Annotated in this window: 12 protein-coding genes; 10 read left to right on the top strand and 2 right to left on the bottom strand. The window is 39.7% G+C overall.

Annotated elements, in window-relative coordinates; genetic code table 11:
- The first annotated feature begins 18 nt into the window (after positions 1-18).
- The 9 genes from dcd (at position 19) to MMO42_RS12460 (ending at position 15,014) form a co-directional block, all read left to right on the top strand.
- A complete protein-coding gene (dcd, locus tag MMO42_RS12500; protein WP_003653416.1) occupies positions 19-588 on the top strand; it encodes a dCTP deaminase in 570 nt (189 codons plus the stop codon).
- A gap of 385 nt (positions 589-973) precedes the next feature.
- The gene (locus MMO42_RS12495) at positions 974-3,958 is read left to right on the top strand and encodes a filamentous hemagglutinin N-terminal domain-containing protein (RefSeq protein WP_241320754.1); all 2,985 of its coding nucleotides are present in this window, start codon (positions 974-976) and stop codon (positions 3,956-3,958) included.
- Positions 3,959-4,044: 86 nt separating this feature from the next.
- Entirely contained in the window at positions 4,045-5,748 is a 1,704-nt protein-coding gene (locus MMO42_RS12490) for a POTRA domain-containing protein (RefSeq protein WP_241320753.1), read from the top strand.
- Between the two features lie 515 nt (positions 5,749-6,263).
- Positions 6,264-8,333: a hypothetical protein gene (locus MMO42_RS12485; RefSeq protein WP_241320752.1), complete on the top strand. Its 2,070-nt coding sequence runs from the start codon at positions 6,264-6,266 to the stop codon at positions 8,331-8,333.
- Between the two features lie 12 nt (positions 8,334-8,345).
- Positions 8,346-9,044, top strand: coding sequence for a hypothetical protein (locus tag MMO42_RS12480; RefSeq protein ID WP_241320751.1), 699 nt, complete (start codon positions 8,346-8,348; stop codon positions 9,042-9,044).
- Between the two features lie 18 nt (positions 9,045-9,062).
- Complete coding sequence (locus MMO42_RS12475; RefSeq protein WP_241320750.1) at positions 9,063-11,462, top strand: DUF6160 family protein; 2,400 nt, start codon at positions 9,063-9,065, stop codon at positions 11,460-11,462.
- 19 nt (positions 11,463-11,481) lie between these two features.
- Entirely contained in the window at positions 11,482-12,984 is a 1,503-nt protein-coding gene (locus MMO42_RS12470) for a hypothetical protein (RefSeq protein WP_241320749.1), read from the top strand.
- A gap of 121 nt (positions 12,985-13,105) precedes the next feature.
- Positions 13,106-13,858 carry a DUF4882 family protein gene (locus MMO42_RS12465; RefSeq protein ID WP_241320748.1) on the top strand — a complete coding sequence of 251 codons (753 nt, stop codon included), beginning with the start codon at positions 13,106-13,108 and terminating at the stop codon, positions 13,856-13,858.
- A 136-nt stretch (positions 13,859-13,994) separates the two neighbouring features.
- Entirely contained in the window at positions 13,995-15,014 is a 1,020-nt protein-coding gene (locus tag MMO42_RS12460; protein WP_241320747.1) for a DUF6160 family protein, read from the top strand.
- 75 nt (positions 15,015-15,089) lie between these two features.
- Here MMO42_RS12460 and MMO42_RS12455 read toward each other — a convergent pair whose 3' ends face one another.
- The gene (locus MMO42_RS12455; RefSeq protein ID WP_241320746.1) at positions 15,090-16,019 is read right to left on the bottom strand and encodes a tRNA-dihydrouridine synthase; all 930 of its coding nucleotides are present in this window, start codon (positions 16,017-16,019) and stop codon (positions 15,090-15,092) included.
- Positions 16,020-16,099: 80 nt separating this feature from the next.
- Positions 16,100-16,909: a cytochrome c biogenesis protein CcsA gene (gene ccsA, locus MMO42_RS12450; protein ID WP_241320745.1), complete on the bottom strand. Its 810-nt coding sequence runs from the start codon at positions 16,907-16,909 to the stop codon at positions 16,100-16,102.
- Positions 16,910-17,056: 147 nt separating this feature from the next.
- Between ccsA and ffh the strand changes: the two genes are divergently transcribed.
- On the top strand, positions 17,057-18,469 hold the full coding sequence (ffh, locus tag MMO42_RS12445) for a signal recognition particle protein (RefSeq protein WP_241320744.1): 1,413 nt from the start codon (positions 17,057-17,059) through the stop codon (positions 18,467-18,469).
- Positions 18,470-18,504: the final 35 nt, after the last annotated feature.

Below are 18,504 nucleotides of genomic sequence, written 5' to 3'. Positions count from 1 at the left end.
GTCTATGGATAAAAAGTCATGGCAATAAAATCTGATCGTTGGATTCGTGAAATGAGCGAAAAACACGGCATGATTGAACCTTATGCAGAGAATCAAGTTCGTTTCGATGAGAACGGAGAAAAGTTGATTTCTTATGGGGTATCGAGCTATGGCTACGATGTCCGTTGTGCACGTGAGTTTAAAGTTTTTACCAATGTTCATTCAGCGATTGTTGATCCAAAGAATTTCGATGATAAAAGCTTTATCGATATCGAATCTGATGTTTGTATCATTCCACCAAACTCATTTGCTTTAGCGCGTACCATTGAATATTTCCGTATCCCGCGCAATGTTTTGACAGTTTGCTTAGGTAAATCGACTTATGCACGTTGTGGAATCATTGTTAACGTCACGCCGTTAGAACCTGAATGGGAAGGTCATGTTACCCTCGAATTCTCAAATACAACCAATTTGCCTGCGCGTATTTATGCAGGTGAGGGTGTTGCACAAATGTTGTTCTTTGAAAGTGATGAAGTGTGTGAAACTTCATACAAAGATCGTGGTGGTAAATACCAAGGTCAAACAGGTGTGACATTGCCGAAGACTTAATTGCTCATTGTTTCAATTCTTTTAACCATTAACTATAGGGTTGATGGTTAAAAATCACTCAAATAAGAACTTTTATACGATCACAAAGCTTATCGGTTTTGATGAATACGAATTCCTCTCTTACTTTATTATTTCTAATATTTTCTCGTTTTGAATGGAATAGATTTTTATCATTCTAAATAAGACTTTTTATTGCTCGATTTTTTTGCTTATTTTTAATTTAATAAAAGAAAATGAAAATAAGTACTGATATGTGATTTATTCTATTACTTGATGATCTTTTAACCATTGGTCAGGAAAATATATAAATTAATCAAATAATAAAAAAGATATGCTAAAAATAAACCGCAATTTAAAAAAATATTAAGAAAGGGTGGGAATAATTGTGAATAAGATCTATCAAGTGGTATGGAATGCGACGCATCTTTGCTGGCAAGTCGTGAGTGAAATGGCGAAAGGTGGCATTGTTGTATCGAAATCAACAACAAAAATCAAATCTAAAATAGCAGTGGGTGACACAGCAAAACGAGCAGCATTCTTTGCTGTGAATGTATTGAGTGCAAGTATTGCATTTGCAGGGCCAACAGGTGGCGTGGTGAGTTCAGGCACAGCAAGTATTTCAACCGCAGGAACCACAATAACCATTAATCAATCAACGGCAAAAGCCGCGATTGATTGGAGTAGTTTTTCAACCAATAGCAATGAAATTGTGAATTTCGTTCAGCCAAGCAGCAGTTCGATTACTTTAAACCGAGTTACAGGTACCAGTGCATCAAACTTAAATGGCCAGTTAAATGCCAATGGGCAGGTGTTTATTATTAACCCGAATGGGGTGTTATTTGGCAGCACATCACAGGTGAATACTGCGGGTTTAGTCGCATCAACCCTCAACCTGAGCAATAATGATTTTAATAATAATTTATTCAATTTTAACAATACTGGTAATAATAAAACGGTTGAGAATCGAGGCAAAATTACTGTACCCACTGGAGGTACAGTGGCTTTAATTGCACCAACAGTCAAACATACAGGCACCATTAAAGCACCACAAGGAAATGTATTATTGGCAGCAGGTGGTGATATTACCCTGAATTTAAATAATGGTAGCTTGCTGGGATACACCATTAATCAGGGTAAGGCACAAGCCTTGATTAACTCAGGCGGAATGATTCAAGCTGATGGTGGTAAGGTGGTACTTACAGCCAAAGGGATTGATGATTTAAGCAATGCTGTGGTGAATAGTGTTGGAGTGATCCAAGCGCAAACGGTGAATAATGTTCGCGGTGTGATTGAGCTCGGCAGCGATTTAAGCAGTGGTACGGTAAATGTTAGTGGCACCTTAGATGCATCAGCCCCAAATGGCGGCAATGGTGGGCAGATTAAAACTTCTGCGGCAGAGGTACATGTTAGTTCGGGTAGCAATATCACAACACAGCGTAATAGCACGACCAGTTTACCACCGACCACCAGTGGCTGGGAGCTGAAAGCCAAAAATATCGATGTCGATTTCTTTGGCGGCAGTGTGAGCAGCAGTACATTAGGGGATGCCTTAAACAAAGGCAATGTCAGTTTGAATGCAATCGGTACAGCAGAAGGCCAAGGCAATATTAATGTTAATGATGCCACTAGTTGGAATGCCAATACTGCCCTGACATTGACTGCAAACAAAGATATTAATTTTAATAGTGATTTGGATTTAAGTGGAGATAAGGCCAAACTCGCCATGAACTATGGTGCAGGCTCGGATTACAACTTAAACAATGGTGCCAAGATTAATATCGGTGGTGCATCCCCGACCTTATTGGTCAATGGGACCTCCTACATTGTGATCAATGATTTAGGCGAAGAAGGTGATGCCAATATCAATACTTTGCAAGGAATGAATAATAACCTGACTGGGAATTATGCCTTGGGCAGCAATATTGATGCCTCTGATACGGCCAACTGGAATAATGGGAAAGGCTTTGATGCGATTGGACAGCTTCAAGTTAAGATTGATGGTGGTATACAGTTACCTGAAGGGGGGATTCCACCCGAATTAGAACTACCATTCTTTCAAGGAAATTTTCATGGCCTAGGACATCAGATTGATGCGCTAACGATTAATCAAGCTCGACCTGAATGGGGAAATTTAGTATCTGTTCCAGAGACAGCCCCGCAAGGTCTGTTTAGTATTACCTATGGTAGTGAATTAAGAGATGTGGGTCTTACTAATGTATCTCTTTATGGGTACGCTTATATGGGGGCACTCTCAGGCTTACACCTTAGTGGTAATATTAAAAATGCTTACAGCACTGGCCACGTTAATGGTTTGTTATATGTAGGTGGTTTAATTGGACTCGCAGGCCATAGTGTAGGTACTGAGTCTAGTTCGCAACGAATTAGTGGCAGTTATTCTAGCGCGAATGTTAAAGGTGTTCTTGGTGTAGGTGGATTAGCAGCAGGAAGTACGATGCCGATTTATGATAGTTATGCTACAGGTAATATTTCTTTGCCTGATTTTACAATGACTGTTGAGCAAGAGCAAAATCTGGATCCTAATTATACAGGGGGGTTAATTGCAGGTGGTTTAGTGGGAAGTGGACAAGGCATCTATAATAGTCATGCTACGGGAAATATCTTATCTGGCACATATGTAAATGGAAACTGGTATTCAGAGCTTGGTTTTGCTGGAGCAGGTGGTTTAGTCGGGTTCTTTGGGTCTCAAGAAAATAATACTCATTATATTGATCAAAGTTATGCTACGGGTAATGTGAGTGGTCTAACTGGTCTTGGGGGATTGGTAGGTGGTACTGCTTTTAGAGGTTATGATTTAGCTCCTCGTTTATATATCAACAATAGTTACGCCACAGGTGATGTAACAGCGACAGGTGGTATTAAAAGTGAGAATATTGGTGGTCTTGTTGGTGTGAATGCTACTAAAGATATTATTAATGGTAGTTATGCGACAGGGCGAGTTAAAGGTGATACCTATGTTGGTGGGCTTGTTGGTCGAAATGATGGTACTGTTACAAATTCATATTCAACCAGTGCGGTGGAGGGAGGGGCATCTATTGGAGGGCTGATTGGTTATAATGTTGGAACAGTTGAAAATAGTTATTCGAATGGTGCGGTAACAGGCGTAAATAATGTCGGAGGACTTATTGGGGAAAATAGTCCTTCTGTAGGTGTAGTTGCGAATAGCTACTGGAATACTGAAACCTCTGGTCAATCTAGCAGTGCGGGTGGTATTGGAAAAACCACCGCAGAACTGCAAAAAATTCTGACATTTTCAGGTTGGGATATTGCAGATGCTTCTGACCCAAATTCAAGCTCGACATGGGTGATTGATGAAGATAATAAGGCCCCATGGCTCCGTTATAATCATTAAGATTAAAAGAGATTATTAAGATATAAGACCAGAGGTTTAAGCCTCTGGTCTTAAATAATAAGATATTGATTAAATTTAGAGAAATAATGAAATTTTATTTATATAAACAAGCAGGGATGTATAATAGAACACTCCTTCAAGTAATGAGGGGGATTAGCATTTTTGTTGCTGGTTCTTCTATTGTTCATGCAGACGTTGTGATTCCTGACAGTGGTACCATTACCCAACAACTGAACCCTGAACAATTCAAAGAAATACCCAAAGTGGATCAACAATACTTTGGTATGGATTCTTCTCAGCCAAATTATAGTCAGGATCAAACCCCCATTTGGGTCACAAAAATCCAAGTAGAAGGAAATCAGCAAATTGCCACTGAGATTTTGCATGATTTAGTCAAAGCACTGGAAAATAAAAATAATGTACTCGCTGATTTACAGCTTGGGGCAGAACAAATCACTCGATATTATAAGAAGCAGGGATATTTTTTAGCGAAAGCATATTTGCCCAAGCAAAAAATAGAGAATGGAACATTAATTATCCGAATACTTGAAGGTCAACTAGGTCAGGTTATTTTAAATAACCAATCTAAAATTAAAGATACTGTGATTCAACGCTATACAGATCAAATTCATCGACATCAAGCGTTACAACAGCAGCAAAGTAATAAGACTTTGTTACTTATTTCAGATTTATCGGGCGTTGGGCAAATCCAAGCAAACCTACAAGCTGGCGAACAGACTGGGCAAACGGATCTTGTTTTGGATATTCTAGGACAACCAACTTGGCTCGGACGAATTGGTGTTGATAACTCTGGAAGTAGCTATACAGGAAAATATCGACTTTCAAGCTATCTCGAAAGTAATAGCTTGTTGGGATATGGGGAGAAATTATCTGCACAACTGTTAGGAAGTAATCAAGATTTGGTTTCTGGAAGTTTAAATGCTCGATTTCCTGTAACTGGAACAGGTTTATGGTTAGGAGGTGGTTATAGCAGAACTGAATATGAGCTTGGTGAACAATTTAAGCAATTAGATGCAACAGGAACTTCTGAAAACTATAATTTAAATCTGACCTATCCATTGATTCGGAGCCAAAAAACTAATCTGAATTTGAAATTGCTGGCCGAGAAAAGAAAATTATTTGATGAAATTTCAGTTACGAATACAGAGACATCCAAACAAATAGAGGCGAGTCGAATTGCATTGAATTATAGTCGAATGGATGATTGGGGCATTGGAGACTCAAGAGGTGGCTTCAATCAGCTCGAATTGATCACTACTATTGGGAATCTGGATATACAAAGTCCATCGGCCTTGAATATAGATCGCTTATCTGCAAAGACCCAAGGCAATTTCGATAAATATGAACTTAAGCTTTCTAGGCAGCAAAGATTAACAGCATATTCATGGTTGATCAGTGAGTTATATGGACAACTTGCATCTAAGAATCTTGATTCAGCTGAAAAGTTTTCTTTAAACTCGATGCGTGCTTATCCAGCTGCAGAAGGACTTGGTGACCAAGGTTGGGGTGCGTCAATCAATGTGTATTACCAGTTGACACCATTTTTAAATACGTATTTATTCCAAGATGTTGGTGAAATACAGCAAAATAAAAATTCATATCTTCTCGATAAAAACAGTCGCTCTTTAGCAAGTACAGGGATTGGTTTTGGTGGTGGATATCAAGATTTTGATTATAATGCGACACTCGCCTGGCGAAATACATCGGCTGCAAAAAGCGATAAGGATCAGCAACCACGGTTGGAGTTTAGTATGGGGTGGAGATTTTAATTTTTTATCTCAAGCTATTGAATTAAATAGCTATTATGATTGGACGATGGTTGAATCTTGGGAACGAAATAGAGAACCTGTTGTAAATGTAGACTTATGAAATCTGTTAAATCTCTTACAGACGATAAAGACCGTGGTGGTAAATACCCAGATCAAACAGGCATGGCATTGTCGAAGACTTAATTATTAACTTACATTTTGCAACAATCGTTTATTTAAAGTGATTGTTGCAGGTTTATTTTATAGAAAATAAGAACAAGATAAAAATCATTTACCTAGCTAAATTTTAAATATCCCATATTTTATTTCACTCATCGGAAAATAGACCATTTACCTAAATTATTTTGCTTTTGTGTAAATTATCAGCATAATGAAGAATGAGATTATGTAGGCAGATTGTCTACATTTGAGTGATGCATAAATACGGTTTTCCTACAGTTTGTAGGGCATCACTCAAAAGATGGATGTTAGAAAAAGAATGATGATGCGGAGCATCAGGTAATAGGAAGGTCAAGATGACTAGATTAACTTCTACGGTTTTGTTTAAAAGAACTGTTTTAGCAAGTTTTATTAGCTTATGCATAAGTCAATCTGTTTTTGCACTACAAGAAATTTCCGATGATGCTTTAAGTGAAGCGACAGGTGAAGGGATTGCACTTTTGCCTGAAAACTTTTCTTTCCGTTTTAACGGCGCAGATACGGCCAATAGTGGTGCAGGAACCTATGGTGCAGGCTCGATTCGCTTGATTCCTGTAGGTCCTTTAAGTGCAACTGCGACCGCTAAAGGTTATAAAAAAGCAGATGCATGGCTATATGGTTTATCTTTATCTCAATCTAATAAGAATTTAGGTGCTGCAATCAATGGGAGTGATTGGGGAACACAATATGGTCGTCCAATTGATTCGTGGGGTACTGCCGATAACCCTTGGGTCGTTACCACATTAAACGATCAAAACGTTCCTAATTTCGCAGGAACAATTAGCAATGTCACTTATCTGGCTTTAGAAGCGCCGTTACGTAAAATGGTGCTTCCTGCTGCTGGTACAGCAGAATCTTCTGCATATAACTTAAAACTAGGTTTGTGGACAGACATCTTTCAAAGAGATGCTGCTATCCCTGAAAGTGGTCTAAATGGATTAAGTAATCGTTTACGTCTTGCCGCAGTGTGGGATGGTTTTAGTATTAATGGTTCAAACTTAAAAGTATTCCAGACGCTTGGTGGTGTAACACCATCTATGGGTGGAACTTATAATGCAACATTGAAAATTAATAATGTACCCACCCTAAAAACCTTTAATTATGGGATGAATACTAATTATAACAATACGTTTGGCGTAGCAGGGCTAATTCGCCTTAATAGTGGTGCAACCGATACCAAACGCGGCATAGTCAGTAACCAAACTGTGACTCGAGAAATTGTACAGATGAATTATGATCCAGCAACGAAAGCTTTTTCTGAAGGTGCTGTGTTAGCGACGACAAATGGAACAATGACGAATACTGCAGCGAGTGCAACTAATAATACCAATGGAATTCAAATATCTTATACACCAATGACCAATGGTGGTCTTGATCCGTATAATAAATTTTATTCGGGAAGCTTCCTGAATGCAGGAGTGTGTACAACGCCTGCTGGGAATACTAGCAGTGGTAATGGACAGTTTGGACAATGTTTAAACCAAAATGGTTTTACCACCCGCCGTTTAAGGGCGAAGGGCACCAATGATTGGACAGCACCAACCGCAACCAGTGTGTTTAGGATTAGTACCCAGGAAATCGCAGGTGGTACTTATGATAACAGTACCCCAGCATTGGGTGGAGCCGTTCCAAACTTTCAGCCCAATGCTAGTGCAGATGGTATTTTTCTCTATGATATGAATGTGAATCTGGTATTGGGTAATTTATACCAACCGCTAATGCTCAGTACCGATGGTAATAACTTCTCGATGGAGTTGGCACGTATCCCAAATGTACAGGAAGTGTATCGACGTATTTATACCCGTTATACAAATATTGATCCAGTAGCAACAGTTGATCCAAGTGTTACCTACTTGGGTTCAACTTGTAATATTTACCAGTGTGGCACTTCGACTGTGGCTGGCTATCAGGGTAGTAGTGCGACGCATAGCAGTATTACCATTGGTGCGACTGACTATAATCCTGTAACAAATCAGTTAACAGCACACAAAGGTGTTGGTGCATACGGTATCTCGTTTGGTGAGTTGAAATCTGGAACAGGATTAGTAAGTTCAGCCCAAGAGGATTTCACTCAAGTATGGCAGCGTTCACGAACTGCTAGTGGGAGTAATTGGGGAGCGTGGGGATCATGGGGAGCTGTTGCACCTAAGACACCGATTAGCGGTCAATTACATCCTTCTTTAAATCGCCCTGACCCGTATGAGACCACATGGCGTCAAAACTATAATAACCAGATATTAGGGATTCAAACCACCATGCCAACTGATATTGCTGGGCGTATAAATAATATGCAGCCACCAGGTGCAACGGTCAGCAATAACTTTGGTTCAGCGGCGATTGATGGTTTACTGATTCAGCATCTAAAGCTAACTACAACAGGCTTATAAGGATATAGGGCGATGAAGTTTATGAATCATAAAAAGTATGGTTATTGTGGTTTGATGGTGAGTTTACTTAAGGGCTGTGGATTATTGCTACTTTCAAGTTCGCTGTACGCGATGGAAAGTTTGGATGATTCCAGCCTAGAAAATGTGACTGGACAGGCTGGTGCAGATCTTTCCTTAAAAATGATTTTAAATCAGGATGACAACGCAAACTTTTTATGCGCAGATTTACTTTACTGCCGTTTGGCTTTGTCTTTAAACAACCGTTATCACGATGGTACGCAAGACACTTATGATGCTCAAGGTAATCGTGTGCCATCAGCAACAGGACGTAAGCAATGGTTAGTAATGAAGGGAATTCAAGGCACTGTTAATATTCAGCAAATTAAGTTAGATGGTGAAGATGTGATTTATGGCGGTCTAAATCATGCGGCAATCAAATTAGGTTTCGATCCGACCAAACCGATTCAATTTCGTAATGTCGGATTTCAGTCTTTATCAATTGAAACTGATACCTGTACTGAAAGTAATCAAAACTGTTCATCAGGTTCTACTAATTTGCCTGGTTATTTAACTCCTGCTACGACTTATGGTGGTACGGGTTTTGATGCAAACAAGGAAAAAGGCTTTATTGGTGTGAATATGAATGGAAATCTGTCGATGACAGGGCAAGTTAAAATATTTTCTTGTGGCACATCACATCCGCGTTGTTAAAATAAAAAGGAAATGGTTATGAAAAGGACAGTCAATAAAAATAAAACCAGCCATTTTGTTCTAACAACATTGGCAAGCAGCATGTTATGTCTGACCCAAACTGCTTATGCACTGCAAGAGCTTCAAGATACTGACCTTAGACAGATCAATGGTCAGGATGGGGTTTCTTTACAAACCACTTATGATGAAATTAAGGTTGATCAACTGTATTGGGAAGACCGTGCTGGTATGGCGAACAATGCCGAACAAACCCTGCGTGCAGTTGCCAATGATGTCAGAGTTCGTAAAAACCTAACTTATGATGCAGGAGCGGGAGCAGGCAATTATAACTTAGGTACAGATTATAAAATCAATACAGGTTCTAATGGCTCTAAAACAGGTTTGGACCTACAAATCAAAAGTATGCCATCGACTATTTCAGTTGGAAGTTTTCAGATCTGTGCTCAAACCCCAACCGTGAGTTGTAATGCCAGTATTGGGAATTTTGCCATTCAGACGGGTTCCCCACAAATTATTGCTTTTAATACCAAAGATGGTTTATTTAGTGCAAATTCACAATCCTCATTGCAGCTAGGTTTACAGAATATTAATTTATATGCGGGTTTGGGAACTGGAACAATAAATCAATATAACCAGTTAATTTTAAAGAATTTTAACTTTAATTTTTTAGGTAAAGGTGCAATGTATGTAGACGCAACAAAGGGGTTGATTTTACAAACCAATCTTGGTTTGGCTTCTGCAACGAAAACAACTGCTCCTGATGGAACTTATGGCTATGTTGATTTTACACGTGTCACGGATCCTAATCAGCTCGGTGCTGCAACAGGGACTTATGCAGGTACCAGTTCGGGTTTAAATATCGAATTAATGACTAAAAATAATGTAACCATTAATCCAACCAATCCAATTTATAATTTGGATAATAGTAAAGGGCTAATCCGTGTTGGAATGAGTGGTCGTATAGTTAATGGAATGCTTCAGGTGAGAGGTACCAGTGCAAATGGCATTGCTGCGCCTGTGGATAATAATACAACCAATACCCATACACTCAATAATGTATTGGGTTTCGCCAGTGATACCAATACAACAGCAAGTGGTGCCAATGGTACTGTGATTGGTTCTAGTGGTTTGGCAATGCGTCTCCGAGGTGAGTTTACTCAAAAAGGCGATGCAATGTTGGGTGGAGATGATAGTAAAGCAACCACTTTAGAAATTGGCGGAGCAGGTTCAAATACCTTTGGTTTCGAGTTTGGTGATCTTAGCCCTCTCGTGATCAATTCAAATCAACGTGCATATTTTGACAGTGGTAATGTCTATATCAACCTTGCCAATACACGTAATTTAAGAATGCCCGAAAACTCGGTACTCCGTAATGCACGGTTAGGTGGGAATGGCGGAACGCTAACCAATGCTGCAGATTATACCCAGCAAATTCACAACAATACGGTTAACCCATATAGTTTAGTAGTCGCTGTACGTGGTGCAGACTTCCAAGCGCTTTCAAGACGGGGGCGTTTTACATCAAGTAGTGGCGTCTCTGCGGCCAATGCGATCGCAGCGAATGATGGCTTAAATAATAAATGGGGTTTGGGTCTGCCTTTTTATAATGTCAATGCCAATCTGGCAACCTATGCAACCAATTATACGGGTGAAGTTTTTGGCTTAAATAATGTGAATAATAGTATCACTCGTTCGACTGTAACTAACTCACAACGTTTGGGTCTAGCTTTAGGATTGAGCACAGAAGGACGTAATGCCGATGGTAGTAAAACCACGTCAATTTTAATTGTAGATGGTGATAAAAACTATTATATGGGTCTACGTAATATTGATATGTTGCTACGTGGTTATGGCAGTATGGGCTTTGAAGGCGGTAATGTTAATGTTGAGTTGAAAGACTTACTCATGGTGATGGCTGCTGAAATTGCTGCGGGATATTTACCAACATATAGTAATCCAAACAGTGCAACCCCTGTAATGGTAAATCCATTTAACACCAAAGATGATGTGTTATTCGGTCTTAAACTTAAATTCTTAGGCGACATGAACTTGAGTCTCGTACCAAATAATGAAATCACAGCCACCAGTGGAAACAGATTGTCCTTTATTGGGCGTTATCGTCTTAGAGATGGTTCATTACAAATTAGCGATCCAATTGATGATGCTAGTATTGGTTTTGACAATATGACAGGCTTGGTTCAGTTTAATAATGCGATTGTGGTAAACAAAGACAATGTTGGTTTTAATTTAGGTTTTAACTTTAACCCAGACCGTACACCGAACGATGTCTTCCGAGTACAAGACATTAATTTTTATCCACGAGTAGATGCGACCAATAACAGGGCACAACGCCTTGGTGAGATGGTGATGACAGGTGGGCAGCTTCGTTCAGAATTTGCGATTAGACCACGTAATTAATTTGGGTAACAGGAAGAAAATGATGAAAAAAGGAATACAAAAATCAATATTGACCTCTTGTCTGCTCATGTCCTTGTTTGCAACTCATACATGGGCAAGCGGTGATGGGCTTGTTGAAATGACTGATAATGAGTTATCGGCAGCAAGAGGGCAAGCCTTACTCTCATTGGGTTATACGGCACCTGAGACAACGAACCCACTGAAAAATTTTGGTTATTATAAATTAGGCTTGGAAGCGAAGTTAGAGTTAAATGCCAATATTCGTGCTTTACAACTTGGATGTGGTGGTCGTAATGGAGCGGATGGGTGTGATATCGATATGGATAATGTATCGCTCAGTGGCCCACCAGATGGAAAATTGGCTGATGGTACACCAACTTGGTCTAAAGGTCGTGCCAATACCAGTGCCTCATTGACCAACCCTTTTATTGAATTTGCAATTAAGAACCCGACCAGTGCTTCCACAAGAGAAGTAGCTGGTTTTCGTCTTAGTGCTGAAGAGATCTTAGGTTATTTATCAGCGGGTACTGCTAATGATATCAATAGTAGTGGGATATCTACAGGGGGGGGGATTAATTCATTTAGTGGTTTTATTAAGGTAGGTGAAACTCCTGTAAATGCCTTTACTGATCCTGCGATATTTGGTACAAGTGATGATCAAGCAATTTCGGCTAGTGTGTGTTTGCGCCTATTATTTTGTATTAATCGTACAGCTACAAGTAATATTAATAGAATGACGCAGGGGCGTCCAGGTTATACAGCGCCAGATGATAACGCAAATATTTTTAAATACAATGGACAGAGTGTTTGGGGAATTAACGTTCCACGTCAAGAAGTTGCCTTTAAATTTCCTGAAACAATTGTAACAGGAAGTCGAATGAAACAATTAAATCTAGTGGTGAAAGATGTCCCTATCCCGCGTATTCCTATAGGCAGGGATAGTGGAGGAATTAGTTTGACACTTGATGATGATGTTTTGTGGGTAGAAAGAGCAACTTTTTTTATGGGGGCTAATAATAACCAGGGGACTTATGCTTATTGTGCAGCTAATTATAGTCCAGGTACATGTTCTTACATAACTGATCTTAAAGCTAATGTTCAAGTTAAGCAGAATTTTAATTTAATTCATAACCTACCGATTACCAGCGGTGGTTATCTTGCTTTACAAAATACTGCGCTACAATGGCCTGGAAGTGATACAGCAGATGTAGCCCAACCTGGTTGGTGGTTGTCTTTTAAAGATCCACTGGACTTTGGTGCCTTAAACCCAACGACTGGTATTCCAATGCAGGATGTATTGCCACAAATAGCAACTTTTATTACTGATTATTTATCAAAGCAAACTATTACAGTAACAGAAGGAGAAGCTTTGGCTGCTGCTTTTGGTGCACCAGTCTATAAAGGTTTAGGTGATATTCGTTTAGCCGCAGATGCTCGTGCCGTAATGGTTTTACAAAACCTTTTACTTGATAGTAACCAAAAACCAGTGTCTAACTGTTTTGGTGGTTTAAAGTTCTGTTAATCTAAACAGAATTTTATATAAGAATGAAAGTCAGCCCTCTAGCAAAATAAAGAGGGCTTTATAATAAATATTTAAGTGTTGTCTTTTATGTTGCTGTTGGAGAAAAATATTATTAGGAACGGTGTTATTTACAGCAGTGATTTATCATCCTGTTTTTGCGCAATGTAGTTTTAGTTTTAATGCAACGCAAGCACAGATAAAGCAGGCTAATCAAGAAGATACGACTTCTACAATTTTGAAATTTCCAAGTGTCAATGGGATGAAAGCTTCTTATACCGTTGCAGCAAATCCAGATATGGGAACCAAAATTAATTATTATGCTATGAATGGGGATGGATATAAATTCACTCTGCCCCAGACTGGCATTATTGCCTATGAATATCAATTTAAAGTACCAACCTCAGTCATTTCTGGAAATGGTAATATAGTATTTTTGCCAACAACAGGTGCTGGCGATGGTGAAAATCAGGCTCCTTTTGTAGTTATGGTGACTTATGCAAATAATTTTGACACTACAAAGGGCCAAAATCAAATTGGAGTAGGCGTTTATAATAGTAATGTATCAGGTGGAATGATGGGGCAAGCTTTTGATGTAACAGTAACTCCAACTGGTTATCAACGTTTAGGTGTTTATATTAATCAGGACACCAAACAAGTTGGTGTTATTTTTAATGGAGTAAATGCAGGTTATATCGGAATAGCCTCAACCAAACCTGTGAATTATTACTTTGCAATGAATTTAGGACAGTACGCAATTCCTGTAGGGAATTCTGTGATTGGGCAAGAAATTTCACAAGAGTTAATTTTGGATAAAAGCCAGTTACAGTTTAAATATCCTGTGGGCACAAAAGACATATGTGGAGCAGTTCTTTGATTTTTAAATAGCTTCAACATAAGATCTCTTTTAAAGAAAGAGAAATGTCTATGCTTTAGGGATTTTATGTTGTGGTTTATCCAGAGTATGCTAAGCTATAGTACATATTTTAAACATTTGTCTACGGATGAGGACAATGAATAAAAACAAGAAATTAGGATGGTTGTCACTATTGTTGTTGAGCCCGGTCTCAATGGCAATGCAACCGATGGATGACCAAAGCCTTTCTGCCATGACAGGACAGGATGGTTTAACAATTGGTGTCCAAGCAAACGTACAATTCAACCAAATGGCGATCATTGACAATGATGGCTTGTCTTATGGTGGCTATACAGCTCCATCATATACCAATCGAGCTGGTTTAGTCATTGCTGGCGTGGCAGGACAAGCAACGGCAGTACCTGTCAAGGTAACTGCTTTAAATGGTACTGCTGAAACGACATTAGGTTTTAAAGCCGTTGTAGATACTGATAAAGGAACCGCTGCTACAGGTGGAGCTTTTGCCAATATCGCATTGGCTTTTAATAGCAATGTAACGGGCATTCGGATTTCTCCATTTTCTATTTATACTGCTGCGGCAGGTTCACTTTCTAATTTAAGTGGAAGTACCTATACACGTAATTCTATTTTCAGTTCGGGTACCTTGCTAAAAAGTGATGTAAAAGAACTACTTCGTGTTGGTGGGATTGATATTGTTTTTGCATCGAATAAACCGAGTATGAATATCCAGATGGGCGCGGCTCCACAGGGGCATATGGTGATGTTTGATGGCGCAATTGAGTCGATCTGTGGTACAGGCACTGGTTGTAATATTATGTTGGTTTCGGATTATGTCGCGTCTGGAAACTCAACCACGGCACCTGTCGGTGCGAGTTTTGACTTTAAGTTGAAAGGAAATAACGGTAATCCCTTTGGTTTAAAAGGTTTTTATGCAGGGATTTATGGTCCAGCAGGGGCGACGGATAAAGGCGGGGTTATTTTTGGAAATTCAGGAACAACGGATAAATTTGATTTACAGCTAAATAATGTATTACTTGGTACAAATGGTTATCAGCAGACTGGGACATTTAATAACTTGCCAAATGCTTCAATTGGTAATATTGGTATGACTGGTGCCTCTGTGACGAATCTAAAAATGAAAATCAGTGGAATGTAGCAACGACATCATTGGTCTTGGTTATAAAAAGCGGCTTAAAGGCCGCTTTTTATTTGAAGAGAGATAGTTGTAAATTTAACTTTTCTCTAAATATTGAATGATTTCATCTAATTGTTTGATCTTTTTCACATGACCCCACAATGCTTGTGCTTCTGGATAAGCTTTGGTCATCATGCCTAACCATTGTTTATAACGTCCAATCATTCCAATTTCTGTCTTGTATTGACCGCTTAAAAAACGTTGTTGGAGTACAACCAAATCTTGCCAAGACAGTAGCGCATGATCCATATCTTGACGGATACATAGGGTTAAATCTGGTGTCGTCACTGCACCACGGCCAATCATCAAATCTTGGCAATGCGATTGTTCTAAGCAGGCTTTTGCATCTGCATTATTCCAGATTTCGCCATTGGCAATCACATTGATGTTTAGGGCTTCGGTAATCGGTTGGATCTTTTCCCAATAAGCAGGTGGAGTATAACCATCTGCTTTAGTACGTGCATGCACTGTAAGCCAGCTTGCACCTGCATCTTCAATGGCATGGGCATTATCTAAGGTATGATTTTCATCAAGATAACCAAGACGCATTTTTGCTGAAACAGGGATGTGTGCAGGGACTGCATCACGAACGGCCTTGACCAATTGATGTACGGTTTCAGGCTCATCCAGCAGAACCGAGCCACCACGATGACGGTTAACAGTTTTCGCTGGACAACCAAAATTAAGATCAATCGCAGGTGCACCTAGCCCAACCACTTTGGCGGCATTGGCGGCTAACATCTCTGGATTATTGCCAAGAAATTGAACATGTACAGGCGTGCCTGCCGCTGTTTTACCTTCATTTTTAAGTTCAGGACAGAAACTATAGTAGATATGATCTGGCAGAATGCTATCGGTAATACGGATAAACTCGGTCACGCACCAATCAAAACTGCCAACATGAGTGAGCACATCACGCATGATTGGATCAGTTAGACCTTCCATCGGAGCGAGTACAAGTTTCACGATTTTTACCTAGCTAAGCGAAAACAGCGTTATACGCATTTTCAGAAAGGCTGTCTAGTTTTTATTAGGATGCTAAAAATCTAACGGCCTAAAATCATTTCTAAAACAAATTTACTGCCCATAAAACCAATGGCAAGTAGGACAAAACCGGTAATGGTAAAATGAATTGCTTTACGACCACGCCAGCCAAATTTGTAATGTCCAATCAATAATGCGCCGTATAAGAACCACGAAATGATACTAAACGCGGTTTTATGTGCCAGATGCTGTGCAAAGAAGTTATCAATGGTAAAGAAACCAAATAACAATGCTGCGGTCAATAAACCAAAGCCTGTGATAATCAGGTCAAATAATAGTGATTCCATTACTTGAAAGGGAGGTAATAAATTGACCCAGATCCGTCGTTTTTGCTTTTTTTTCAGTTCTCGATCTTGAAACCAGAGCAACACAGCATGAATGGTTGCCATGAGCAAAACTGCATAAGCAGATAATGACAGAATAATATGTAAATCTAAGCCTAAGCTATGTTGCTCAATAATTTGATTGGGTTGGCTAAAGGCAAAGCCTAGAATTAGACCAAAGGCGGCAACAGGGGTTCCGATGAGGTTCAATGGAAGAATGGGGCGAATCAGACTCAATATTAAACTGAGTGCCAACATAAGCCCTGAAGTAAATGACATCAGGTTAAAGACATCATAGTTCACCCCAATCGGTGTCATCATGTCTTGATAGAGCACGCTACTATGCAGTACCAGCCCTAATCCAACCATAAGACCATAACACCAAAGATTTGGACTACGTTTTGACATCAATCGTATAAACAAATACCAAAAAGAACTGGTATAGGCGATAAGTGCCAAAATTGTGTAAACCAAGGGGAGACTGATCATGTCAAACCTTTTGTAGGAGGATGAATAATATTCACCATATAAGATATAAATTCACTTCGAACTACAGTATCCTATAGCATCTTACGCATAAATTTTCTATTTTAAGAAAGATTTTTTTGCAACTAGCCATTTTAAGCGGATTTCGCAATGTTTGATACCTTAACAGAACGACTCACACAGAGTTTAAGAAATGTTACTGGCTCAGGGCAGCTGACCGAAGACAATATTAAAGATACCCTACGTGAAGTACGTATGGCACTTCTTGAAGCCGATGTGGCGTTACCTGTAACTCGTGAATTTATCGCGAAGGTGAAGGACGAAGCGCTTGGGCAGGAAGTGATGACTCAGCTTTCTCCAGGTCAGGCATTTGTAAAGATTGTCTATGATGAACTCACCAAGATGATGGGTGAGGCAAATGAGAGTTTAGATCTAAGCGCAAAACCGCCTGTAGTGGTATTACTCGCTGGTTTACAAGGGGCGGGTAAAACCACAACTGCAGCAAAATTAGCGCGTTTCTTGAAAGAACGCCAAAAGAAAAAAGTCATGACCGTTTCTGCTGACGTGTATCGTCCAGCAGCAATCAAGCAGTTAGAAACAGTATCGAATGAAGTTGGCGTTGGTTTCATTCCATCAGAAGCATCTGAAAAGCCAATTGATATTGTTAATCGTGCTATCGAGCAAGCGAAAATCCAGTTTGCGGATGTCTTGATTGTCGATACTGCGGGTCGTCTACATGTCGATGAAGACATGATGGATGAGATTAAAGAATTACATGCTGCGGTGAAACCAACCGAGACTTTATTCGTCGTTGATGCGATGACAGGTCAGGATGCTGCCAATACAGCAAAAGCGTTTAATGATGCTTTGGCTTTGACAGGTGTAATTCTGACTAAGACGGATGGTGATGCACGCGGTGGTGCAGCACTTTCTGTTCGTGCCATCACAGGCAAGCCAATCAAGTTCTTGGGTATTGGTGAAAAACTAGATGCACTTGAGCCATTCCATCCAGATCGTGTTGCACAACGTATCTTGGGCATGGGTGACGTCCTTTCTTTGGTCGAAGAAGTTGAACGCAAGATCGACAAAGAAAAAGCCGAAAAAATGGCGAAAAAATTGCAGAAAGGCGGAACCTTCAACTTTGAAGATATGCTGATGCAGTTTGAGCAAATGAGCAAAATGGGCGGCATGATGGGTTTCTTGGATAAGTTACCTGGTATGAGTAATGCAGGTATTCAAGACGCGATTGAAAAAGCTAATCCTGAAAAGCAAGTCAAGCGTATGGAAGCCATTATTCAGTCGATGACGATCAAAGAACGTCGTAATCCTGATCTGATGAATCCAAGCCGTAAAAAGCGTATTGCTGCAGGTTGTGGTATGGATGTGGCTGAAGTCAATAAGCTGATCAAGCAACAAGCGCAAATGGCGAAGATGATGAAGAAATTTGCCAATCCATCAGGGATGAGCAAAATGCTGAAATCATTAGGCAATATGCAAAAACAATTCGGCGGCGGCGGCGGTAATATGGGCCCTTTATTTGGCAGCAATGACCAGAAAAAGTAAGTTCTGTTGATTTCCTAAAAAGGCGCTTAATGCGC

Origin of the sequence: Acinetobacter sp. ANC 3882, assembly GCF_022549545.1 — a bacterium.
GTDB lineage: Bacteria > Pseudomonadota > Gammaproteobacteria > Pseudomonadales > Moraxellaceae > Acinetobacter.
The sequence above is the reverse complement of the archived record's forward strand: the minus strand, read 5'-3'. Positions and strand labels throughout refer to the sequence as shown.